Here is a 22,276-nt window from a genome sequence, read left to right as displayed (position 1 = left end):
CTATTTCAGTTCACTAGTTGATCATCTACGGACTAGATTGTTACTGTAAAATCATACAGTTATTATATCTATTTATCATTAGCCTCAACATATTAGAAAAACATATTATCCTGTACTTATTATCAAGGAGGCATTCATGATTACTCATATCAGCCCAACCGGAAGTATGGACCTGCTCTCGCAGATTGAAGTTGAACGCCTGAAAAAAACCGCATCCAGCGGGGATCTATACCAACTTTACAGAAACTGTACACTGGCTGTTTTGAATTCTGGCAGCCACACCGACAGCTCTAAAGAGTTGCTGGATAAATATCAGAACTTTGATGTCAACGTCCTCAGACGCGAACGGGGGATAAAACTAGAACTTATTGAACCACCTGAACATGCCTTCGTGGATGGCGAAATCATCAAAGGGATTCAAGAACACCTTTGTTCCGTGTTACGGGACATTGTTTATGTCAACATGCATGTCGCAGACAGCAAACGCTACCATCAGGTCGATTCCGTCTATAACACCAATTTGGTATTCGATATCTTACGTAACGCCCGGACTCTTGTCCCCGGACTGACGCCAAACCTAGTGGTCTGCTGGGGCGGACATTCAATCAATCCGGTTGAATACCAATATACCCGCGAAGTCGGCAATGAACTCGGACTACGCGAGCTCAATATCTGTACTGGCTGTGGTCCGGGAGCGATGGAAGGTCCGATGAAAGGCGCAGCAATCGGCCATGCAAAACAGCGTTATAAAAATGCACGCTATATTGGCCTGACCGAGCCTTCAATCATCGCAGCAGAGCCACCAAACCCGATCGTGAATGAGCTGATCATCATGCCAGACATCGAGAAGCGTCTGGAAGCATTTGTCCGCATGGCGCACGGTATTGTGATTTTCCCCGGCGGCCCCGGTACGGCTGAAGAACTGTTATATATCCTTGGCATCATGATGCATCCGGATAATGCCGAACAACCATTCCCGATTATTCTGACTGGCCCGAAAGGTAGTGAAGACTATTTCAATTCGATTGATCAATTTATTAGTGAAACGTTGGGAGAAGCAGCTCGTAAACACTATCAGATTATCATTGATGATCCGGCGCGAGTCGCGCGCAAAATGAATGAGTCAATGCCCGTTGTCCGCCAATTCAGAAAAGCGCATGGTGATGCGTACAGTTTCAACTGGTCACTCAAAATCGATCCAGAGTTTCAGTTACCATTTGTGCCGACTCATCATGCAATGGCGAACCTTGATCTGCATATGAACCAGAAACCCGAAGTACTTGCCGCAAATCTACGTAAGGCATTTTCAGGCATTGTAGCAGGGAACGTCAAAGCGGAAGGTATTCGGGAAATCGAACAACATGGGCCTTTCATCATCGATGGGGAGCCGGCAATCATGCAGAAAATGGACAAGCTCTTGAAAGACTTCGTCAAACAAAACCGCATGAAACTGCCCGGCGGACAGGCTTATGAGCCCTGCTATAAAATTGCCAACAAGTAGTATGGGTTGCCCGAGTATGGGCTTATCCACTAGAATAAGGGCTTCGGTCCTTATTTTAACCTCCTCCTAAGCGAAGAACGCGAATGTCTCTACACCTTGTCATTATCGACGCACTGAATCTGATTCGCCGCGTTCATTCAGCACAACCCAATGCTGAAGATATTGAAAGAACGTGCCAAACAACCAGCCGGACTTTAACCAAAATTATTCAAGAAACGACCCCCTCGCATATCATTGCTGTCTTTGATCATGATTCTGAAGATCGGGGTTGGCGTGCAGAGCTGCTGCCTCACTATAAAGAAAAACGGCAACCCATGCCCGATGCGCTGAAACAAAATATGGATACCATTCAACAAACATGGTGGGAAATCGGCATCGACTCGCTGCTCTCCAGTGGGGATGAGGCTGATGATTTGGTTGCCACACTAGCGACCAAAGTCGCCAGTCATCAGCAACAAGTGACGATCATTTCAACCGATAAGGGTTACTGTCAGTTGCTCTCTCCAACGCTGAGGATTCGGGATTATTTCCAGCACCGATGGCTGGATCAAGAATTTATCACCCAAGAATTCGGGGTACGCCCTGAACAGCTTTGTGATTACTGGGCACTCACGGGGATTCATTCCAGCCAGGTCAGTGGAGTACCGGGGATTGGCCCGAAGGCCGCGAAGGAAATCCTTAATCAGTTTAGCGATATTGAACAGGCCTATCAAAGTGCCGAGCTACCGAAGAAATACCAGAAAAAACTCACAGAACATATTGAACTGGCACGTCAGTGCAAAGCCGTTGCAACCCTCAAAACTGATATCCAGTTGGGATTTAATTTGCAGGATATCCGCTTTCAACCACCCGAGAGAGTGTCGTAACAGACACGCTCCCGGGCACTTCAAAAAGTAGACTGCTCCTCAATTAGTGAGGAGAAATATTAGATAAGCTCCGGACATGCACGGTAATTTCTTCCCGGTCATGATAAAGATGTTTGGCCTGTAACCGGAAATTGACGTGGTTATCCTTCAGAAAATGCTTCAGGTTATCGATATCCTGTAACACTTCGTCATAACGTCCCTTCATCGGCAATTTCAGATTAAACAGCGCTTCTTTCGCCCAGCCGCGGATCAGCCATTCTCCCATCAGTTGTGCGACGCGAGCCGGCTTCTCGACCATATCACACACTAACCAAGTGACATTTTTACGTGGCGGCTCAAATTTGAAGCCATCTTCCATATGATGTTTAACCTGACCGGTATCCATCAGACTATCCGCCATCATGCCATTATCGACCGCATGAACAAACATCGAACGCTGCACCAACTGATAGGTCCACCCACCGGGACAAGCGCCCAGATCAACCGCCCACATCCCTGAAGCTAAGCGTTCATCCCATTCCGAGCGGGGAATAAACACATGAAATGCTTCTTCCAGTTTCAGCGTTGAACGACTCGGCGCATCCGCTGGAAATTTCAGACGTGGGATTCCCATAAAAAACGATGAGTTATTATTGGTATAAGAATAACCGATGTAGCAATGACCGGGCGCGACAAAACAGACATGTAGCACTGGTTTCTTCGGCTCATCTTTGCCAAACAGAATGCCTTTCCCCCGCAATGCTTGGCGCAGCGGTACCGTGAATTTACGGCAAAATTTCAGCAACTCTTTCGCTTCATTGGTATCGGGGGTTTCGACCCGCAGATCACCACAGCGAGGTAACCCTTCGATGTCCCCCAGTGACTGAAGAATGGGCGAGATTCGATCGTCTTTCGGTAAAGATTCACACGTGGCACTGACTGCAAAAATCTGACGCGCAAAAATCAGACTTTGAAAGTCGATCTCTCGAATCAGCTTATCGGCATCGCCATCCTGATAACATTCAAACAGCACATATCCGGTTTGATACTTCAAACGCGGAAAGCCGAATACTTCGATTCGGCTTGCTTTGTCCTGAATTTCTCCGGCACATTCTTTCTCAAAACCGGCACGGCAATAGAGCATGACCTGCTTCACTGATTCACCTCTTTCATATTCCACGCAGCGACAAACATCAGCACCCATCCCACAATAAAACAGACGCCCCCGAAAGGGGTAATGGGACCAAACCATTTCACCCCAGTCAGCGCTAATGCGTATAGGCTGCCGCTAAAACAAAAGATGCCGATAATAAAACAGATTCCTGCCCGATAAAAATATTTCTGCACCGTTTGCTGGGATGAGAGTGACATCATCACACCACATCCCAATAAAGCCAGGGTGTGAATAAACTGATAACGAACACCGACTTCAAACACCCCGAGTAGATTCGGTGATAAAACTGTTTTTAAACCGTGGGAAGCAAAAGCCCCCAGCCCTACCCCAAATGCCCCAAAACAGGCTGCAAAAAGAAATAACGACTTACTCTTCATGATAAGTGCTCCAAATAAACTCACTTAATTGTTCCACCACCAAGGCTAGATTGCCTTGTTCAGTATGACCTGAACGTTTGCGAGGCTTAAAACTATGGTCGCCATCAGGCACGTAAACAACCTGAACTTGCGGACTCAGCGTCATTGCCATCACTTCCTCACGGCAACCAAACGTGTCCCGCTCCCCTTGTAAAATCAGACAAGGCTTTTCACATGTAGCCAAATGCTCTCCCTTCTGCTTCTCTGGCTTTCCCGGAGGATGAAACGGGAAACCTAAGCAGGCAATGCCTTTAACCTGATGATGCTGATGGAAGTGACTCGCAATACGCCCGCCCATGGATTTGCCCCCAATCACGACTGGCTGAGCGGCATAGTGTTGGATGACCGACTCAAAAGCAGCCATCAGTTTCGGTGCGCGATCCGGCGGAAACTTCTTCGCCTCCAGCGCTCTGCGAATCATGTAAGGAAAATTAAAGCGAATCACGCGAATCCCTGTTGCAGCCAATCCACTCGCAATGTTATCCATAAACTCATGCGTCATATCAGCACCGGCACCATGGGCAAAGATAAACACAGGCCCATCACTCGGCCCATTCAACTGTACATATTCACTATCAGGTTGGTATTCGTTGTCGATCATGCCCTTACTCACTGCTCTGTTTTGACTCGCTGTCATAGCTGTCATCCAAAATCACTTCTTGCTCCCGCCGGGCTCGATTCAACATCCAGTTGCGAAATGTGGCAATACGTCCGGTATTGGCCTGTTTTTCATGACAAACCAGATAAAAAGCGTTATCTGTCATCAGCACTTTATCAAATAACGGAACCAGTCTCCCTGCCTCGATTTCAGGCTGTGCCAATACATTGTTGCCCAGCGCAATGCCCTGACCATGAGCCGCTGCTTGTAATACCATGGTTGAGTGACTGAAAATCGGGCCATGATCAACCGCGATGCCTGATAAATGATTTTCCCGGGCAAAAGTATTCCAGTCCTGTCGGGAAGTATCATGTAACAACGTATGATGAGATAAATCTTCCGGTGAATGGAGTGGTTTCCCCTGCGCCAGTAACAATGGCGAACAAAGCGGGATCAAAAACTCCTGATAAAGTTTATCTGTTCTTAAGCCCGGCCACAGCCCTTTACCGTAATAAATGGCGACATCAACATCATCCACTAAAGAGCCTTCTTCTCTATCAACTGCTTTTATCCGAACATCGATATCCGGTTGCTGTTGATTAAAGTCAGCCAGACGAGGCACCAGCCATTGAATGGCAAAACTCGGGGGCAAACTGATGGTTAATGTCCCCTTTTCACTCCGGGACAGGAGTTTATTCGTCGATTCTTGAATCGCTGTAAAAATATCTTTAATTTCAAAAAAATAACTTTGTCCCTCTTCTGTTAACAAAAGGGAGCGATTTCTTCGGATAAATAGCTTCAACCCGAGAAATTCTTCTAACGACTTGATTTGATGGCTGACTGCGGCCTGAGTGACATATAACTCTTCAGCCGCTTGAGTGAAGCTTAAATGACGTGCTGCGGACTCAAAAACCCGCAGAGCATTTAACGGTGGCAACCTTTTGTTCACACAATGATCCTTTATTAAATTGGATTAGTTTTTTTTATGCGAAGCATTATAATTTGTCCATTGTTTACCTACCAGAAAAACTCTATATTTTCTGCCGCAGACAAGTCTGAATGACTTGATTCTCCTTAGGATCAATAGACTTTGTGTTGCGATGTTGTGTTTGCAAACTCGTATTTCGAGTATGTGGTGATTCACCACTTGTTCTGTGGCTCCCAGCCACAAAGCATACTTCCTGTATTTATTTTGACCTGTCTGTCAAATATTTCACACCGCCTTCCGATGGGCGGTGTATTTTTATCTGCTCAATCCTTTTGGCGAGTCGCTACATTCCTTATCGAACGATTCACAAATCAATTCACAAATCAATTACACGACGTTCTGCGATACACGCAACAGCCTTCAACCTGCTTGACTTTACTCAAGTGCAGTCACTTATCTCTGTATACACCAGCAATAAAAAACCAGCCGGTATCTCACTGCGGCTGGTCTTATCAGGCAAAGCGGTTTTAAGGGCGATAGACCTTCACATTCTCAAACCCCTGTTCTTTAAGATACAACGCTTGCAAACGGCTCATGACGCCGCGCGCGCAGTACAGTAAATAGGTTTTTGACTGATCCAAATCACCGAACTGAGTTGCCAGCTTATAGAAAGGTAGATGTTTCACTTCGACCCCTTCCAGAATCAGCGGATGCTCATCTTCTTCATCCGGACTACGAATATCCAACACGACGGCATTTTCCTGAATGGCATCAACCAATTCAACTTCCGGTGCCTGCTGCTCGGTTTCCTGAGCGATATTTCGGATATCCATCTGACGTGCGTTGTAGATCACTTGATCTAAAATTGAAAAATCAAACTTCGCTTCTTCTGCTTCCAGTTTTGCCTGAACCGCTTTGACCGTCGGACGACGGGAAATCACCCCGCAATATTCCGGCATCGTTTTGGCAAAGTCTTCAGTCCCGATATCTCTGGCAAGGTTGATAATGTCTTCCTTATCCCAGTTAATCAGCGGACGTAAAATCAAACGCTCAGTCACACCATCAATATGACGTAAATTAGTCAGCGTCTGACTCGAAACCTGCCCTAACGCTTCACCAGTCACCAGCGCCTGAATATCAAACCGCTCAGCGATCATACCGGCTGCCCGCATGAACATCCGTTTGAGCACCACGCCCATCTGTCCGTCATCGACTTTTTCCAGAATTTCCGCCACGACGGGTTCAAAATCAACGGCAATGAAACGGACCTTGGCCGACGACCCAAACTTATTCCACAAATAATAAGCAACCTGCTTTACGCCTATTTCATGTGCCGGGCCACCTAAATTAAAGAAACAATAATGGACTTTTGAACCGCGTTTGATATGCAGATAACTGGAAACGCCAGAATCGAATCCACCGGAAATCAGGCTCAAGACATCTTCTTGTGTTCCGAGCGGGAAGCCCCCCAAACCACGATGACGTGCAATAATTTGGTTCAGTTTCTCACCGGAAACTTCAACCCGAACGACCACATCAGGTTTGTTAAGCTTCACCCGGGCACTTTCTACCGCTTGGTTCAGGCCACCACCAACGTAGCGTTCCAGCTCTATCGAGGTAAAATCATGCTGACCGCGTCTTTTCGCACGGACCACAAAGGTTTTGTTTTCAATCAGATGCCGACTGTGCGCTAACACTTGCTCATAAATATCATGGAGGTCACTGAAATCAGACTGCTTCACTTCCAGCACATGATGAATGCCCGGTGTATGCGTCAAAATCTCGAGTGTTTCTGCATAATATTGATCGCTCTCTGAAGTGACTTCAATATGATCACGACGGTTAAATACCGCAACCGATTCCGTTCGGCGTTGAATAATATTGCGAATATTACATTCGAGAATTTTGGTAAAACGTTTCCGCACCGATTCACTTTTAACAAAAATTTCCGGATGGGGCTTAACAATAAATTTCATAGGACTATTCGCAACTCAGATTAAAACGTCGCTGTCTTGATTCATACGGTCTAGCTGTCAACGGCATAAACAAACAGCAATGAAAGGCGCAGAATTATACACGAGAAGCGATAACAGGGAAAACATCTATTCTTCCTGAAATCGGTTCTCAGTGAATGTTCATCAGAAGGCGTCACCTCTTGGCATCAAGTGGTGACAATCATTGAATGCGACGGAGTATCCGTCGATTTAAGGAACAGAATGGCCTTTGGAGGCAACCCAAACGCGATACCACTGCTCACGACTTAACTCGATCTCCAGCGCAGCGACAGCGGCTTTGACCCGCTCAATTTTTCCGGAACCAAGAATTGGAATGGGCAATGCGGGCAAACGTCTGACCCAAGCATAGATCACCTGATCAATACTTTGAGCCCCCACTTCCTGGCCAATATCGGCAAGAACCTGACGGACACGCTGTGCCTGCGCACTCTCCCCGCTAAAAATGGCACCGCCCCCCAAACATGACCAAGCCATTGGTCGGGTCTTGAGCATTTGCATCTGATCTAAGGTACCATCATGAGCCACATCGAAATGAAGCGGATTGATTTCAACCTGATTGGTCACCAGGGGTTTATCAAGACGAGACTGTAACAAAGCAAACTGTGAGGGCGAAAAATTAGACACACCGAAGTGTTTTACTTTTCCGGCCTGATGTAATGCCGCAAACACGTCCGCCACTTCATCGGCATTCATTAATACATCAGGACGATGAATCAACAACACATCAATTTCATCAATCCCGAGACGCTGCAGGGAGTTATCGACGGATTGGAGAATGTGAGCGCGACCGGTATCGTAATGATTGATTTGCCGCTGTGGAAAGGCATCGCTACATAATTGAATATCACACTTGGTCACAATCTGAAGTTGCTGCCGTACCGACGGGTCTAATGCCAAAGCTTCACCAAACAGACTTTCACACGTGTACTGACCATAAATGTCAGCATGATCAACCGTCGTGATCCCGAGCTCAACATGCTGCTTTAAGAAAGATAACCGCTCCTGAGGGGTCATCTGCCAATCCGCCAGTCGCCAGTATCCCTGAACAATTTCTGAAAACACCGGTCCCTGCTCTGCAATGGTTACTTGATTCACCATAGTTATCCTCCGTCCAATTCATAGTTCATATCGATAAAAAAGCGCGATAAAAAAAGTAAGCCACATGGCTTACTTTTCATTTCTATCACGATTCTAACACGCAGGGTACAGCATTCACTTGATCTCGGTACTTATTCTCCGGATGATCCCGCGCTAAGGTTTGGCGCTACCACCGGTCGGTTTCGGCACCGCTGGCACTTCATCACTATAAGTCGGTTTACCTTGCAGAATACTGATATCCACCCGTCGATTCAGAGCTCGTCCTCTCGCGGTATCATTCGAAGCAACTGGTTGAGTGTCAGCCATACCACGGACTTCCATTCTTTCATGATTAAAACCGGGGACTTTTTCCATTTCTTGCGCGACCGAAACAGCCCGCTGCGCGGATAGATCCCAGTTTGAACGGTACAATTCAGAGTCAAGCGGTTGGTTATCCGTATGACCGGAAATCCTGACAATACCGGGAATATCTTTAACCAATTCCGCGATTTGCCGCACCAATGGCCGGAACTTCGGTTGCAAAAATGCGGAGTCTTTAGGGAATGCGCCTTTCTCTCGAATTCGAATCACAATTTCCTGACCGAGGTTTTCAACCTCAACAGCGCCTTGTTCAATCTCTGTTGCTAATGCTTTTTGCAGGTTTTCCGAGACAATTTCCATCTCTTCTGTGCTTGGGGATTGAGCTTGCTGTTGTTGGTCAACCGACTCATCATTTTGATTATCCTGCGTCGATGTTTCCGGAGACTGTCCACCGGTCAGGTCACCTTCTTCACGTTGCGTCCCGCCAGCACGATCTGCATCGCCTTCCTGAAACTCAAGCGTTTGCTGCGTGATATCAATGGTTTGCTGCATGATAACATCAATGGGCGTAGGTTCCGGCCGCCCCGGTCTAAATTCCTGAGCGATCACACTGGTACCTTTGGGAATATCTTTCACTTCCAGTCGGTTCTGAACCCCGAAAGCAAATTTCATCGACCCCGCAATCTGCTTGAACTTCAGAACATCCATTTCGGAGAAAGAAAGAAGCAATACGAAAAAGCACATGAGCAGAGACATCAGGTCCGAAAATGTCGCCAGCCATGCAGGAGCACCGGGAGGCGGACATTTACATTTCTTCTCTTCATCATCCATCGTTGACTTCCCCGTGCTTACTCGTTGTCGACATCCAACGCTCGCTTGCCTTCATTGAGGTAGTTTTTCAAATAGCCATCGATCACACGAGGGTTTTGTCCATCCTGAATCGCCAGTACACCATCCATAATCAGGCGTCGATTTAGCATTTCCTGCTCGCGACGTAACGACAACTTATCCGCAATCGGGAAAAAAACCATGTTTGCCATAATTGCACCGTAAAGCGTCGTCAACAATGCCACCGCCATTGCCGGACCAATTGATTTCGGGTCATCCATGTTTGACAACATCGCGACCAAACCAACCAACGTCCCGATCATCCCCATCGCAGGTGCAACATCACCATAGGCTTTAAATACCGCCGTTCCGGCTTCATGGCGCTCTTCTGTCAGTGAAATATCTTTTTGGAGCGCTGAGCGCACAACGTCAGCGTCATGGCCATCGACCAACAGGTCAATCCCTTTTTGCATGAAGCTGTTACTGATTTCCATCTCTTCCAAAGCCAGAAATCCGCCTTTCCGGGCCGCATCTGCCATTTCAACGATTCTGGCAATCAAGTCTTCCGGTTCATCAGCCTTAAACATAAACGCTTTGGCTGCGATTTTTCCTGCGCCAAAAAATTGCCCGAAAGTAAACTTCATCATGACAACGCATGTTGAACCACCCACAACGATTAACACCGAGGTGATGTCCAAGAACATCATCAGACCACCACCCAAAACCATGGCCATTACGATAAAGGCTAAACCACCTATCAAACCAATCAGTGTAGCTAAATCCACGAAACACTCCTCATGCAACCATTCAATTTTGAGAGTTCTCTGACTCAGGGTATCGGCAACGGCATCAGATCTTTAACTAAATTATGGACTCTACCCGCAAAAAAATGCAGTAAAGTCTTTATATTACCCAACGTATTTCCACTATCGTCTCACGATTCAGTGATCACTGCAGTAACAACAGCAAACCATCACGTCGTATCAACACCTGATATTCTCTGGCTCAGGAGCCTCAGGGGGAGCTGCGTATAAGTTTATACCGAAAACCAGTAGAAAATCATAGATACACGACTGAATCCTCACCAAAGCCCGATATTTATGATCTCTGGCAAACTTATAACGCTGCAGCACATCGCTGCGAGAAAACGCAATCAGGGCGATTTAATTTAAATTCTTTATCTGTCGATATCATGTCAGTCCCGCCATTAGCAGTCACATACACCTCATACTTGTCACCGCTAAAAAATTAGCATCTATCTTTATTAGCGATTGATTTTTTCTAATTCAAGCGCAAAATTGTGCTGTGGGAGTAAATTATTCCGGTTCTATTTGACCATCTTCACGCCCTGCGGTAACTTTCCCCCATTCCTCACCGATTGGAAGTTCTATGGCGAGCAAAAAACCTGAAAATATGTCATATGAGGCCACAATTGAAGAGTTGGATACGTTAGTCAACCAACTTGAAAATGGTGATTTGCCTTTGGATGACGCATTGAAGACCTTTGAACGGGGTATTGCACTGGCCCGAGCTGGTCAAACAAAACTCAACGACGCTGAACAGCGAGTCAAGATCCTGCTCAGTGACAGTGATGAAGCATCCCTAAGTGATTTCGTCGAATCTGATGAACAATCTGAAGTATAAGTTCATATGATAACCACCCTAAGCACTTATCAAACTCGGAACAACCAGCAGTTAAACCGTTGGCTTGAACAATTTCCGCATCAGAATCAATCTCTGATTGAAGCGATGCGCTACGGGTTATTGTTGGGCGGCAAACGCATTCGTCCCTATCTGGTTTACATCACCGGACTGATGCTGGGATGCCAACAGGAAGACTTGGATACACCCGCATCAGCGATTGAGTGTATTCATGCCTATTCACTGATTCATGACGATTTACCGGCCATGGACGATGATGCATTGCGTCGGGGACAACCGACCTGTCACATCCGTTTTAATGAAGCCACCGCAATTCTGACCGGAGATGCGTTACAAACGCTGGCTTTTACGATTCTTGCTGAGGGGGCGCTGGCAGAGCATGCCGAACCTCACCGCGTCAAAATGATTCAGGCTTTGGCAAATGCGTCCGGTGCGATGGGGATGTGTATGGGGCAAGCCTTAGATCTCGAAGCCGAACGTCGCCAAGTAACGTTGAACGAATTAGAAACCATTCATCGCCATAAAACCGGTGCGTTAATTCGATGTGCCGTACGTCTCGGTGCATTATCAGCCGGTGAAAAAGGGCTGGCGATCCTGCCCTATTTAGAACGTTATGCTGATGCTATCGGCCTTGCATTTCAGGTTCAGGATGACATTCTGGACATTGTCGGTGATACCCAAACTCTGGGGAAACCCCAAGGTTCGGATTCCAAGCATCACAAAAGTACTTATCCCTCACTACTGGGACTCGACGGAGCAGAGCAGAAGGCTCATTCCTTATTGGATGAAGCTATTCAGGCTCTGGCATCTATTCCTTATAATACTGATTTACTTGAACAGTTCGCTCAATATGTAATTGAGCGGAAAAGTTAATAAGATCATAAGCATAAAATAATGACCCTTGATATTTCAAAATATCCGACACTGGCATTGGCAAATACACCTCAAGAGCTGAGAGCGCTGCCGAAAGACGTGCTACCGACATTGTGTGAAGAGCTGAGAACTTATCTGCTCAACTCGGTCAGTCAGTCGAGCGGACATCTGGCCTCTGGCTTAGGGACAGTCGAACTGACTGTTGCGCTTCACTATGTATATGAGACACCGTTTGATCGATTGATCTGGGACGTTGGTCATCAGGCTTACCCCCATAAGATCCTGACCGGCCGACGCGAAGCCATGCCGACGATTCGCCAAAAAGACGGCCTTCACCCATTTCCATGGCGTGGAGAAAGCGAATATGACACGTTGTCTGTTGGCCATTCATCAACTTCGATCAGTGCCGCATTGGGGATGGCGATTTGTGCCGGTAAAGAAGGGAAATCAAGAAAAGTTGTTAGTGTGATCGGTGATGGCGCAATTACCGCTGGGATGGCTTTTGAAGCGATGAACCATGCAGGCGATCTGCATCCCGATATGCTGGTGATCCTCAACGACAATGAAATGTCTATTTCAGAAAATGTCGGTGCCCTGAATAATCATTTAGCACAACTGCTCTCTGGTCATTTTTATACATCGATCCGCGAAGGCGGTAAAAAAGTCCTTTCCGGGCTGCCACCGATTAAAGAGTTTGCCAAGAAAACCGAAGAACACCTGAAAGGTATGGTTGTTCCGGGCACGTTGTTTGAAGAACTCGGGTTTAACTATATCGGCCCGGTTGACGGACACGATGTGATTGAGTTAGCAAAAACGCTGAAAAATATGCGTGAACTCAAAGGCCCGCAATTCCTTCATATCATGACCAAAAAGGGAAAAGGTTACGAGCAAGCTGAAAAAGATCCGATCGGCTATCATGCGGTACCGAAGTTTGATCCCAATGATACATCGCTGCCTAAAAATAGCGGAACGCACCCAACCTATTCAAAAGTCTTCGGTGATTTTCTTTGTGATATGGCCGCGCTTGATCCCAAACTGCTGGCTATCACACCGGCGATGCGAGAAGGCTCCGGCATGGTGGCGTTTTCCAAAGCATATCCTGAACAATACTTTGACGTCGCTATCGCCGAACAACATGCCGTCACATTAGCAACCGGAATGGCGATTAGTGACTATCACCCGATTGTCGCTATCTATTCAACCTTCCTGCAACGGGGTTACGATCAGTTGATTCATGATGTAGCAATTATGGATTTACCCGTCATGTTTGCGATTGACCGTGCCGGTTTGGTTGGCGCTGACGGGCAGACCCATCAGGGGGCATTTGATCTCAGTTTTCTGCGTTGTATTCCCAATATGGTGATTATGACACCGAGTGATGAAAACGAGTGTCGCCAAATGCTCTATACCGGCCATCAACACTCAGGGCCAAGTGCTGTACGCTATCCGCGAGGGACAGGCACCGGAGCTGAGATTCAGCATCAGTTTACTGCACTTGAGATCGGGAAAGGTCGCATCGTCAGACAAGGTAAAAAAGTGGCTATTCTCAATTTTGGAGCCTTGCTGCCACATGCGCAGACCGCTGCTGACATCCTGGATGCGACCGTCGCTGATATGCGATTTGTCAAACCACTGGATGAAACCCTGATTCGCGATTTGGCACAACAGCATGATGTACTCGTCACACTGGAAGAGAATGCGATTGCTGGAGGTGCCGGTGCTGGTGTGATTGAATTTCTGATGAAAGAAAAGCTGCTGAAGCCCACGTTAAATCTGGGATTACCGGACCAATTCATTCATCAGGGCACGCAAAGTGAATTGCATGCCGAACTGGGATTAGACGCAGCGGGTATTGAACAAGCCATTCGTGATTACATGCAATAAAGCGGTCATTGAATCTCAGTTGACTGAATCATCGGTTAATATGAATACATAACCCATAAAAAAACTCCCGTCTGGGAGTTTTTTTATGGCTATTGATCGGTTAAACCACACCAGCCAAACTGGTCAAATAATTGTTGCCATGATTGGTCGAATGAAGCCCGAATCATGACCGCCGCTCCGGTTACCGGATGAACAAAGCGCAGACACGATGCATGCAGTAACAGGCGGTGACAATCATAATGCGTTCTGAATAAACGATTCTGTTTACCATCCCCGTGAGTCGTATCACCAATAATCGGATGACTTAAGTGATGCATATGCCGACGTAGCTGATGCTTACGCCCTGTCTGAGGTTTCATTTCAATCAACGCAAAACGACTGGTCGGAAAACGTCCGGTGGAATAAGGCACTTCAACTTTGCCCAATGGCCGATAAGCCGTGACAGCCGGTTGCGCCGGTTTATCCGTTTTGGCGTGCTTATCTGCAATCTTATCCAGTTCCTCAACCAGCGGATAATCAAGTACCGCGGCCTCTTCAATCCATCCCCGAACCACTGCATGATAGGTTTTTTCCATCTGATGACTGACAAATAACGGCATCGCCTGTGCAGCAACCTCACTGGATAGCGCAAACACCAACACACCAGATGTCGGACGATCAAGCCGATGTAAAGGAAACACATGCTGACCAATCTGATCACGTAGCGTCTGCATCACAAATCGGGTTTCATGTTTATCCAGCCAAGAGCGATGCACCAACATACCGGCAGGCTTATTAACCGCAATAAGGAATTCATCCTGGTAAATAATTTCAAGCACCACGACAGTGCTCCTCAATCTTGATTAATGTAGCAATCACAGGCTGATAACCCGGATTATCTCGCCAGACTTCACTAAAGTATGGCGTCATTTCAAAACCACTCGGAACGGGTGCTGCTTCAGCTATCCGTTGTCGCATTTGCGGAATAAAAATCCACTGTAGCCACTGTTCCGGTAATAGTGTATCCACAGCAAATGGCTGCCGACTCGACAAAGCCTGCACTGATGGCGGTCTGTTCTGCCATAGCTGTCGCATTTTGAGACACGCTTCGAGTTCATTGAGTGATTGATTTAACTGATAATATTTTGACATAAAGAAAAAAACGACTTGAAATCGGCAGATAGGGTACCATGTATTGGAGACAAAACTAAACTTATCCCAGAGGCTAAGATTCAGTGATTCCGATAGGAATCCTCTTCGACAACATGAGCCTGAAAAGAATGGAACTTATGAAAACAATATATACGCTGACCGAACTCCTGAAGCAAAGTGGCTGCCAATATCAGGTTGTTGACCTCGGACGTCGCATTCAACCCATTGCTTCGGAGAGTTTTGCCAGAATAGAACAGGCACAGCAACCTTACCCTTATCCACTCCAGCGAATGGCTCGGCTGGCAATTGTTTACTGGAATGAAACGAAACAGCCCTGGATTTGGTTTTTGCAGTTTGAACTGGATGAAAGAGGTCGACTACAACCGACAGACATCAGTGAGTTCATTCGCTTTATGCTGGAAGCAATGGGGACTCGGATTCATCAGAATCTGACGGAAGCGCAACAACAGAAACTGGCTAACAATCCTTATACTTTCACGCCACCGGAAGAAAAAATGGCAGTATTTCATAGTCAGGTGAAAGCAATGCTCAAATTACCAGCCAGTCAATACTATGAACATGCACAATGCTATTTTCAGGGAAATCTCGGTTGGAACAATTGGCAAACCATCGGGTTACAGGGCATCACAGATATTTGCGCTCGACTAGGACAGGAACAAAATGCACCCAGTCTGCTGAAAGCTTTCAATCATCTCCCGTCAGAGCCTTGCTACGCCCTGTTAGGTGCTTTGGAACACACGCCTCTGACCGAAAAAATTGCCAATAAATTGCAAGCGATGGTGCATGAACAAATGCAGCAAGCGTCCCCTGACCTGTTCTTTCTCTCAGCCTTACTCCGAGCCTTATCCGGCGCACCAGGTAAACAATTGGAGGAAACTGTTGCCAGCCTGTTGGCACAGCCACACCTGTGTCATGCAGAAATATTGATCGGGATTGCCGGTCGCAGTTGGTCAGCACTCACTCAACCACAGCAGGCTGAACTGTTCTTGACCCGACTGGCTCAAACCGGTCAGCAGACACTGTTCAATCAACTCTTTGCCGATTTAGTGATGCTTCCTGAGTTGAGGGTCATCTTATTGCCATTACTGCATAGCACAGCATCTGAAGAACTAACAACCGCGCTGGTAACGCTCCAGCAACAAACCAGAAGCCGATAAGCCATGCAGGACTTGATGCTAATTTTCTTGGTTTGCTTTGGCTGCTTCTTGTTCTGGCAACAACGGCGCCAAGCCGAAATTGCCAGACAAACGATAGAAAGAAAGTGTCGTCAACTGGAACTACAAGTGGTCAGTATTACGTTCAGACACCGTCTTGTTGATGAACAACGTCGCTGGTACTGGCATACCAGATACACATTCGAGTTTTCATCCTTGGGAGATGATTGCTATGAAGGGTATTTGGATATGATTCGATTCAGCCCTGCCAAATTTTTTGTGCCGGTCCATCGACTGTGAGTTGATACTCATAGAGCGTCTCTGGGGTTTGCGATAATGAAGGGCGGGAAACAAACCCTAGTTTCCGCATTAAAGCGACCGCTGGCTGGTTCTGTTCATTGACGAAAATACGGATTTTTTTCAATGAGAAGCGTAAAGATACATTTTGTAAGAAAGCACTTAATGCCTCTGTACCATAACCCTTGCCCCAATAAAGACGGCTGAGAATAAACTGGAGCTCTCCGACGTCTTTTTCATGTAAATCTAAAGCAAGGTGTCCCATATATTCACGATTTTGATTCTCAACAATGGCCATCGCGTAAATATTTGAATCCGCTAAAACCTGATGAAACTTTGCCCGGGCACTGGACACACTAAATGGCTGTTGATGAAACAACCGGTTTCCCGGAGTGCATAACAGCGATAGAAAATCGAACTCATATTCATCCGTATAAGGCAGCAAAAGCATTCTTTGCGTTGCTATTGTCACAATTCATCCTTGTTCCGTTCGCCCGAACCCGATCATTCGCTGCGAACGTCAATGTTAAACCAATAAAGATTGATTCAATTTACAAATATCGTGGCTGTCAGTCTCGGAATGGAGATAGCGGAAAGCCCCGACACCATAACGGCATCGGGGCTCAGTCTTAACAGTAGCACTCCGGCCACCAATAAGAGCTCCCTGCATCATCCATAACGAAGGCTAATCCTTCAACCAATCCTTGCTGCATCGCATCCAAGCGGTGTCCTTAGTTGTCCATAACACTGGATATCCTGTATCCAGTACACATCACTCGTCCTTAAGCGGTTTCCTTCATCATCCTGATGGTTACCAATCACGCTGATATCATTTTATTCAAAATGATGCCAAGCAAAGTGATGATGGTTCAACGTGACTATTGTACGCTTCCTGCAACAGACATCACGCCTGTTATCGCTTCCTTACGCTGTCCTCAGCACTCCAGCCTGAATGCATCCCTAACATTCATCTTCATTCCCGAAGACATCATCCTTAATGCTTTTATCCATGTCGTTCCCTGCCGACCTCTTCAATGTACGACGTTTGCATTTTTCCGACAACACACTGGTCAGCTTACTTTATAGACAATCCGTTCTTAATCCAACAAAACTCATATTAATCAATCGATTAACCAACATTGGAGTATTTACTCCATAACAAATACCGCTATATCTCACAACACTTGTAAGCGATCTCTTACAAACCAATTAGCACTTTTGTTGCAGCGTTATCCAGCGTAAAATCGTGCCATGACAGCACTTACATTGAAGGCCTCAAAAAAGGATATTTATGCTGACAAAAGACATATCACAAGAGCTTGAATCTGTGATTTTACAATTAGTCAACGAAGGCAAGGAACCGACGGTCGCACTGATCAAAGCGCGACTGAGTGCCAAAATACCTATTCCCGCCATTGTCACTACCATCAAACGCTGGAAATCATCCCAGCACATCCCCAAAGTTGAGATTGCGGTTGAGTCTTCAGCGTCATCTGCAACCGAACAAAGAATTGCCCGGCTTGAACAGCAAGTTGCTGATCTTGTCTCCCGTATCGCACAACTAGAACAACAGTCAGGTCATAAATTATGAATATATGGGTCGATGCCGACGCCTGTCCGAAAGTCATCCGGGAAGTCATCCTACGGGCTGTCGAACGTACCGGAGTCTCATGTACTTTTGTTGCGAACCACGCGATTCCGCTACCCCGTCGCGACAATATCCGCTTCTTACAAGTAGAAAGCGGTTTTGATGTTGCCGACAACGAAATCGTCCGCCGGGTTGCCGCGGATGATCTGGTGATCACATCCGACATTCCGCTTGCCAGTGAAATTTTGGCGCATCAAGCCATGGCATTAAGTCCGCGTGGCGACTGGTTTACCCTTGACACAATTAAAGCCAGACTCACCATGCGCGATTTTATGGAAACCATGCGTGCCAGCGGTGTTCAAACCGGCGGTCCACCAGTCATGAGTCAGGCTGAACGCCGTGACTTTGCCAACCATCTTGACCGGATTTTAGCCAAGTCAACTCGGGCGGCGTCAGGGCCGAAATCATGACACCAAATGATCATACGCTCACACCGATTGGCATCATTCATAGTCCTTACAAAGAGAAATTTGCGGTACCACGACAACCCCGGCTGGTCCCGGCGGCTACCGCTCAAATTCAACTGATAGGTGACGCAAACTGTCCGGATTCAGTCCGGGGTATCGAACAATTCAGCCATCTGTGGCTCTTGTTCTTATTCGATCAGAATCTCAGTGCCGGCTGGAAACCAACCGTCCGTCCACCCCGACTTGGCGGTAACGAACGTATCGGTGTCTTTGCATCCCGCTCAACCTTTCGCCCCAACGGCATTGGTATGTCAGCGGTTGAATTACATAATATCCGTCAGGAAGGCAACCAAACATGGCTCGATATCGGCAGCGTTGATTTAGTCGATGGGACGCCGATTATCGATATTAAACCTTACCTCCCTTATGCTGACCGAATTGAACATGCCCACGGCGGATATGCTGACAGCGAACCGACATCGACAGATGTCCGCTTCAGTGATGCTGCGCGCCAATCACTTGCCGCCCATCCTCGTGTCAATGAAATTGAAGCCGTCATTACTCAGGTTTTAGCGCAGGATCCTCGTCCGGCTTATAAAAAAGGCAAACCTGATGAGAAAGAGTATGCGGTGAATTTGTTCGATCTCAACGTCAAATTCAATGTCAGTCAGTCGATCATCACGGTTACCGCAATAGAACGCTTTTGACAAACGAAAATGACTGATATTATTGACGGCTAATTTAATGCGCCCTCAAATCAACCGAGGGTTGTTGTATAACTTAATGAATGGATACCATCATGCGTACCAGTAAATATCTTCTTTCAACATTGAAGGAGACACCAAACGACGCAGAAATCGTCAGCCATCAGCTCATGCTACGGGCTGGTATGATTCGGAAACTCGCTTCCGGCCTTTATACTTGGTTACCGACCGGACTGCGTGTGCTGCGTAAAGTCGAGAATATTATTCGGGAAGAAATGAATAAAGCCGGCGCTGTAGAAACACTGATGCCGGTCGTTCAACCTTCGGAGCTTTGGCAAGAAACCGGCCGTTGGGATAAATTCGGCCCTGAATTACTGCGGATTGCAGACCGCCATGACCGACCGTTTGTACTGGGACCGACTCATGAAGAAGTCATCACCGATATGATTCGTAACGAAGTCAAATCCTATAAACAGTTGCCTTTGAGTTTGTATCAGATTCAAACGAAATTCCGTGATGAAGTTCGTCCCCGTTTCGGTGTCATGCGTTCACGAGAATTCATCATGAAAGACGCATACTCTTTCCATATCGATCGGGAAAGTCTGGAAGCAACCTATCAGGATATGCATACCGCTTACTGTAATATTTTCAATCGTATGGGGCTCGATTTCCGCCCTGTGTTAGCTGATTCCGGTGCTATCGGTGGCAGTGGCTCACAAGAATTCCACGTTCTGGCTGAAAGCGGTGAAGATTTAATTGCCTTCTCAACTGAGTCAGATTACGCAGCCAACCTTGAAAAGGCAGAAGCGCTGGCTCCGACAACAACACGAGCGGAACCGACACAGACAATGACGCTGGTCGATACGCCGGATGCCAAAACCATCGCCCAGTTGGTTGAACAGTTTAATTTGCCGATTGAAAAGACGATCAAAACACTTTACGTCAAAGCATCAGATCATGTTGAAGCTCCCATTATTGCCTTGTTGGTTCGCGGTGATCATGAGCTGAATGAAGTGAAAGCAGAAAATCTACCTGAAGTTGCAGCGCCACTGACGTTTGCCACCGAAGAAGAGATTCGAGAACTTATCGGCGCAGGGCCGGGCTCTTTAGGGCCTGTCGGTCTGAAATTACCCTGTGTGGTTGACCGTTCCGTTGCGGTGATGAGCAACTTTGCGGCAGGTGCGAACATCGATGATAAACACTACTTCGGGATTAACTGGGGACGTGACGTTGAACTCGGGCAAGTTGCCGATCTGCGTAATGTCGTGGAAGGCGACCCAAGTCCATGCGGACAAGGTACGCTCCTTCTAAAACGAGGCATTGAAGTCGGCCACATCTTCCAGTTGGGCACTAACTATTCAGAATCAATGAAAGCCAATGTGTTGGGCCCGGATGGTAAGAGCGTTACCATGGAAATGGGGTGCTACGGGATCGGATGTACACGGGTTGTTGCTGCCTCAATCGAGCAGAATAATGACCAGAATGGTATTATCTGGCCGGACGCTATTGCACCGTTTGAAGTCGTGATTGTACCGATGAATATGCACAAATCCGAGCGTGTTCAAGAAGCCGCAGAAAAATTATACGCTGACTTACAAGCACAAGGCATTGATGTCTTGTTTGATGATCGTAAAGAGCGCCCCGGCGTGATGTTTTCCGATATGGAACTGATCGGGATTCCACACATGATCATTATCGGTGACCGCAGTATGGATGAAGGCAATTTCGAATATAAAAACCGTCGGTCCGGTGAAAAAACGTCCGTATCGATGGGTGATGTTGTCGCCCATCTTCAGACTCAGCTCACTCGATAACGGTTGGCTGGTACGAAAGGGTTGCTCTGGCAACCCTTTTTCATTGGCTTGACCCAACAACAACTGCAAGGATACCTATTATGAAAGTATACGATTGCTGTGATTTAATCCGTGAGCGATACGCCCAGATTGGTAGTGGTGATCAGGCTTACATCCCTCAGGCGATCAGTTGTGCTCTGCGCGCGCTCAACAGTATCGCTGCCGATGTATCCCTCCCACTGGAAACGCGTGAGCAAGCCGCCTTCGCTGCTGCCAACTTATTGATTTCAGACTTTGAGGATAAATGATGAATCTTGCCAACTTTGCCACGATGGATCCGATTCTACTATTCAGTTTAGTCAATACGAAGTTACGGGATGATTTTGCCGGAGATCTGGATCAGCTTGCATCTTATTACGAACTCGATAAACAAGCGTTGATTGACCGTCTTGCGAGCGCTGGATTTGAATTCCTTCCTGAGGTCGGACAGTTCCGTTAACGGGAGGCGTTCACTGCTGCGATCAATTCTGATTCCGTGACAAATTGACGGGAAGCAAATACGTAATCCCCTTTCCGTCATCGATTTATCCCAATAAATTACCTTTGATGCCCTTATAGATGGCCAGCATCCGATCATGGGCTGGTTTATGCTCAGCAAAAAATGCCAGACAAATCAGAGCACTATCTTGATAACCGTCAGGGAGTTCAACCTTCAGGTCCGAGGCAATACGCCGTGCATAATTTAATTGCTTCTCCGTCGGTAACTTCAATTCATCAGGAATAGCGGATTGAATCGCACTGGTAAACTGTTCAGAAAACAGGGGCCACTCACTGAGGTCAAGTGTCGTTGTTTCTGTTAACGAAGCCAATTTTTGCTGCTCAGGCGTCAGCTGATAGAAGAAGGTGATATGACCGACGGAAAATTGCACTTTATCCATTGAGAGCCTTGTCTGACGTGAGGTTGAATTTTTTAAGCATCATATCAGCAGGTGCAAAAAT

General features: G+C 46.9%; 25 protein-coding genes. 13 read left to right on the top strand and 12 right to left on the bottom strand.

The features are described from left to right. The first annotated feature begins 136 nt into the window (after nucleotides 1-136). Together ppnN and xni are read left to right on the top strand one after the other, a co-directional pair. Nucleotides 137-1,501, top strand: a complete 1,365-nt coding sequence (gene ppnN / locus BSQ33_RS13445; protein WP_021020943.1) for a nucleotide 5'-monophosphate nucleosidase PpnN — start codon at nucleotides 137-139, stop codon at nucleotides 1,499-1,501. An 83-nt stretch (nucleotides 1,502-1,584) separates the two neighbouring features. Next, a complete protein-coding gene (xni, locus tag BSQ33_RS13440; protein ID WP_088134297.1) occupies nucleotides 1,585-2,367 on the top strand; it encodes a flap endonuclease Xni in 783 nt (260 codons plus the stop codon). Nucleotides 2,368-2,410: 43 nt separating this feature from the next. On the opposite strand, the gene rlmM is transcribed toward xni, so the two are convergent. From rlmM to pomA, 8 genes are all read right to left on the bottom strand, one after another. Next, a complete protein-coding gene (rlmM, locus tag BSQ33_RS13435; RefSeq protein WP_021020941.1) occupies nucleotides 2,411-3,502 on the bottom strand; it encodes a 23S rRNA (cytidine(2498)-2'-O)-methyltransferase RlmM in 1,092 nt (363 codons plus the stop codon). Then, nucleotides 3,499-3,897, bottom strand: coding sequence for a DUF423 domain-containing protein (locus tag BSQ33_RS13430; protein WP_088134296.1), 399 nt, complete (start codon nucleotides 3,895-3,897; stop codon nucleotides 3,499-3,501). The genes rlmM and BSQ33_RS13430 overlap by 4 nt, the downstream gene beginning before the upstream one ends. Continuing rightward, nucleotides 3,887-4,537: an alpha/beta fold hydrolase gene (locus tag BSQ33_RS13425; RefSeq protein ID WP_088134295.1), complete on the bottom strand. Its 651-nt coding sequence runs from the start codon at nucleotides 4,535-4,537 to the stop codon at nucleotides 3,887-3,889. Before BSQ33_RS13425 ends, BSQ33_RS13430 begins: the two co-directional genes overlap by 11 nt. A 4-nt stretch (nucleotides 4,538-4,541) precedes the next feature. Then, nucleotides 4,542-5,483, bottom strand: coding sequence for a transcriptional regulator GcvA (locus BSQ33_RS13420; protein ID WP_021020938.1), 942 nt, complete (start codon nucleotides 5,481-5,483; stop codon nucleotides 4,542-4,544). A 506-nt stretch (nucleotides 5,484-5,989) separates the two neighbouring features. Next, nucleotides 5,990-7,438: a tRNA uracil 4-sulfurtransferase ThiI gene (gene thiI / locus BSQ33_RS13415; protein ID WP_021020937.1), complete on the bottom strand. Its 1,449-nt coding sequence runs from the start codon at nucleotides 7,436-7,438 to the stop codon at nucleotides 5,990-5,992. A gap of 228 nt (nucleotides 7,439-7,666) precedes the next feature. Further along, nucleotides 7,667-8,575 carry an aldo/keto reductase gene (locus BSQ33_RS13410; RefSeq protein ID WP_021020936.1) on the bottom strand — a complete coding sequence of 303 codons (909 nt, stop codon included), beginning with the start codon at nucleotides 8,573-8,575 and terminating at the stop codon, nucleotides 7,667-7,669. A gap of 153 nt (nucleotides 8,576-8,728) precedes the next feature. Then, on the bottom strand, nucleotides 8,729-9,706 hold the full coding sequence (locus tag BSQ33_RS13405) for a flagellar motor protein MotB (RefSeq protein ID WP_021020935.1): 978 nt from the start codon (nucleotides 9,704-9,706) through the stop codon (nucleotides 8,729-8,731). Between the two features lie 17 nt (nucleotides 9,707-9,723). Beyond that, on the bottom strand, nucleotides 9,724-10,488 hold the full coding sequence (pomA, locus tag BSQ33_RS13400) for a flagellar motor protein PomA (RefSeq protein WP_021020934.1): 765 nt from the start codon (nucleotides 10,486-10,488) through the stop codon (nucleotides 9,724-9,726). 604 nt (nucleotides 10,489-11,092) lie between these two features. Between pomA and xseB the strand changes: the two genes are divergently transcribed. The 3 genes from xseB to dxs are packed head-to-tail and all read left to right on the top strand — an operon-like array spanning nucleotide 11,093 to nucleotide 14,122. Next, nucleotides 11,093-11,347, top strand: a complete 255-nt coding sequence (xseB, locus tag BSQ33_RS13395; protein ID WP_021020933.1) for an exodeoxyribonuclease VII small subunit — start codon at nucleotides 11,093-11,095, stop codon at nucleotides 11,345-11,347. A gap of 6 nt (nucleotides 11,348-11,353) precedes the next feature. Continuing rightward, nucleotides 11,354-12,238, top strand: a complete 885-nt coding sequence (gene ispA / locus BSQ33_RS13390) for a (2E,6E)-farnesyl diphosphate synthase (protein WP_021020932.1) — start codon at nucleotides 11,354-11,356, stop codon at nucleotides 12,236-12,238. A 21-nt stretch (nucleotides 12,239-12,259) separates the two neighbouring features. Then, a complete protein-coding gene (gene dxs / locus BSQ33_RS13385; RefSeq protein WP_021020931.1) occupies nucleotides 12,260-14,122 on the top strand; it encodes a 1-deoxy-D-xylulose-5-phosphate synthase in 1,863 nt (620 codons plus the stop codon). Nucleotides 14,123-14,211: 89 nt separating this feature from the next. On the opposite strand, the gene truC is transcribed toward dxs, so the two are convergent. Both truC and BSQ33_RS13375 read right to left on the bottom strand, forming a co-directional pair. After that, the gene (gene truC / locus BSQ33_RS13380) at nucleotides 14,212-14,940 is read right to left on the bottom strand and encodes a tRNA pseudouridine(65) synthase TruC (RefSeq protein WP_027694279.1); all 729 of its coding nucleotides are present in this window, start codon (nucleotides 14,938-14,940) and stop codon (nucleotides 14,212-14,214) included. Beyond that, nucleotides 14,933-15,253: a YqcC family protein gene (locus BSQ33_RS13375; RefSeq protein ID WP_021020929.1), complete on the bottom strand. Its 321-nt coding sequence runs from the start codon at nucleotides 15,251-15,253 to the stop codon at nucleotides 14,933-14,935. Before BSQ33_RS13375 ends, truC begins: the two co-directional genes overlap by 8 nt. A gap of 137 nt (nucleotides 15,254-15,390) precedes the next feature. Here BSQ33_RS13375 and BSQ33_RS13370 point away from each other — a divergent pair, with 137 nt between their 5' ends. Both BSQ33_RS13370 and BSQ33_RS13365 read left to right on the top strand, forming a co-directional pair. Further along, complete coding sequence (locus BSQ33_RS13370; RefSeq protein ID WP_088134596.1) at nucleotides 15,391-16,431, top strand: DUF3549 family protein; 1,041 nt, start codon at nucleotides 15,391-15,393, stop codon at nucleotides 16,429-16,431. Nucleotides 16,432-16,434: 3 nt separating this feature from the next. Further along, nucleotides 16,435-16,728, top strand: a complete 294-nt coding sequence (locus BSQ33_RS13365; RefSeq protein ID WP_088134294.1) for a DUF3301 domain-containing protein — start codon at nucleotides 16,435-16,437, stop codon at nucleotides 16,726-16,728. Here BSQ33_RS13365 and BSQ33_RS13360 read toward each other — a convergent pair. After that, the gene (locus BSQ33_RS13360; RefSeq protein ID WP_021020927.1) at nucleotides 16,688-17,197 is read right to left on the bottom strand and encodes a GNAT family N-acetyltransferase; all 510 of its coding nucleotides are present in this window, start codon (nucleotides 17,195-17,197) and stop codon (nucleotides 16,688-16,690) included. The genes BSQ33_RS13365 and BSQ33_RS13360 overlap by 41 nt on opposite strands. Before the next feature lie 819 nt (nucleotides 17,198-18,016). Between BSQ33_RS13360 and BSQ33_RS13355 the strand changes: the two genes are divergently transcribed. From BSQ33_RS13355 to BSQ33_RS13330, 6 genes are all read left to right on the top strand, one after another. After that, a complete protein-coding gene (locus tag BSQ33_RS13355) occupies nucleotides 18,017-18,316 on the top strand; it encodes a hypothetical protein (protein WP_021020926.1) in 300 nt (99 codons plus the stop codon). Continuing rightward, a complete protein-coding gene (locus BSQ33_RS13350; RefSeq protein ID WP_021020925.1) occupies nucleotides 18,313-18,783 on the top strand; it encodes a YaiI/YqxD family protein in 471 nt (156 codons plus the stop codon). The genes BSQ33_RS13355 and BSQ33_RS13350 overlap by 4 nt, the downstream gene beginning before the upstream one ends. Further along, nucleotides 18,780-19,487, top strand: coding sequence for a tRNA (N6-threonylcarbamoyladenosine(37)-N6)-methyltransferase TrmO (gene tsaA / locus BSQ33_RS13345; protein ID WP_088134293.1), 708 nt, complete (start codon nucleotides 18,780-18,782; stop codon nucleotides 19,485-19,487). The genes BSQ33_RS13350 and tsaA overlap by 4 nt, the downstream gene beginning before the upstream one ends. 92 nt (nucleotides 19,488-19,579) lie before the next feature. After that, nucleotides 19,580-21,298 (top strand): proline--tRNA ligase, encoded by a 1,719-nt coding sequence (locus BSQ33_RS13340; protein WP_088134292.1) that lies wholly within the window; start codon nucleotides 19,580-19,582, stop codon nucleotides 21,296-21,298. Nucleotides 21,299-21,378: 80 nt separating this feature from the next. Further along, a complete protein-coding gene (locus BSQ33_RS13335; RefSeq protein WP_021020922.1) occupies nucleotides 21,379-21,585 on the top strand; it encodes a YaeP family protein in 207 nt (68 codons plus the stop codon). Then, entirely contained in the window at nucleotides 21,585-21,776 is a 192-nt protein-coding gene (locus tag BSQ33_RS13330; RefSeq protein ID WP_027694276.1) for a DUF4250 domain-containing protein, read from the top strand. Before BSQ33_RS13335 ends, BSQ33_RS13330 begins: the two co-directional genes overlap by 1 nt. 85 nt (nucleotides 21,777-21,861) lie before the next feature. Here BSQ33_RS13330 and BSQ33_RS13325 read toward each other — a convergent pair whose 3' ends face one another. Continuing rightward, entirely contained in the window at nucleotides 21,862-22,215 is a 354-nt protein-coding gene (locus tag BSQ33_RS13325; protein ID WP_088134291.1) for a hypothetical protein, read from the bottom strand. Between the last annotated feature and the right edge of the window lie 61 nt (nucleotides 22,216-22,276).

The sequence above is a fragment of the Vibrio gazogenes genome, assembly GCF_002196515.1.
In the GTDB taxonomy this organism is placed as follows: Bacteria; Pseudomonadota; Gammaproteobacteria; order Enterobacterales; family Vibrionaceae; genus Vibrio; species Vibrio gazogenes_A.
Note: the sequence above shows the minus strand (reverse complement) of the source record. Positions and strands in the feature narration are given on the sequence as shown.

Coding starts and splice junctions, on each gene's coding strand:
- BSQ33_RS13365 (WP_088134294.1), top strand. CDS start 16,435: ATGCAGGACTTGATGCTAATTTTCTTGGTTTGCTTTGGCTGCTTCTTG.
- BSQ33_RS13430 (WP_088134296.1), bottom strand. CDS start 3,897: ATGAAGAGTAAGTCGTTATTTCTTTTTGCAGCCTGTTTTGGGGCATTT.
- ispA (WP_021020932.1), top strand. CDS start 11,354: ATGATAACCACCCTAAGCACTTATCAAACTCGGAACAACCAGCAGTTA.
- dxs (WP_021020931.1), top strand. CDS start 12,260: ATGACCCTTGATATTTCAAAATATCCGACACTGGCATTGGCAAATACA.
- xseB (WP_021020933.1), top strand. CDS start 11,093: ATGGCGAGCAAAAAACCTGAAAATATGTCATATGAGGCCACAATTGAA.
- BSQ33_RS13330 (WP_027694276.1), top strand. CDS start 21,585: ATGAATCTTGCCAACTTTGCCACGATGGATCCGATTCTACTATTCAGT.
- thiI (WP_021020937.1), bottom strand. CDS start 7,438: ATGAAATTTATTGTTAAGCCCCATCCGGAAATTTTTGTTAAAAGTGAA.
- BSQ33_RS13410 (WP_021020936.1), bottom strand. CDS start 8,575: ATGGTGAATCAAGTAACCATTGCAGAGCAGGGACCGGTGTTTTCAGAA.
- BSQ33_RS13325 (WP_088134291.1), bottom strand. CDS start 22,215: ATGGATAAAGTGCAATTTTCCGTCGGTCATATCACCTTCTTCTATCAG.
- BSQ33_RS13335 (WP_021020922.1), top strand. CDS start 21,379: ATGAAAGTATACGATTGCTGTGATTTAATCCGTGAGCGATACGCCCAG.
- BSQ33_RS13405 (WP_021020935.1), bottom strand. CDS start 9,706: ATGGATGATGAAGAGAAGAAATGTAAATGTCCGCCTCCCGGTGCTCCT.
- xni (WP_088134297.1), top strand. CDS start 1,585: ATGTCTCTACACCTTGTCATTATCGACGCACTGAATCTGATTCGCCGC.
- BSQ33_RS13425 (WP_088134295.1), bottom strand. CDS start 4,537: ATGATCGACAACGAATACCAACCTGATAGTGAATATGTACAGTTGAAT.
- tsaA (WP_088134293.1), top strand. CDS start 18,780: ATGACACCAAATGATCATACGCTCACACCGATTGGCATCATTCATAGT.
- BSQ33_RS13350 (WP_021020925.1), top strand. CDS start 18,313: ATGAATATATGGGTCGATGCCGACGCCTGTCCGAAAGTCATCCGGGAA.
- BSQ33_RS13375 (WP_021020929.1), bottom strand. CDS start 15,253: ATGTCAAAATATTATCAGTTAAATCAATCACTCAATGAACTCGAAGCG.
- BSQ33_RS13355 (WP_021020926.1), top strand. CDS start 18,017: ATGCTGACAAAAGACATATCACAAGAGCTTGAATCTGTGATTTTACAA.
- BSQ33_RS13340 (WP_088134292.1), top strand. CDS start 19,580: ATGCGTACCAGTAAATATCTTCTTTCAACATTGAAGGAGACACCAAAC.
- BSQ33_RS13370 (WP_088134596.1), top strand. CDS start 15,391: ATGAAAACAATATATACGCTGACCGAACTCCTGAAGCAAAGTGGCTGC.
- ppnN (WP_021020943.1), top strand. CDS start 137: ATGATTACTCATATCAGCCCAACCGGAAGTATGGACCTGCTCTCGCAG.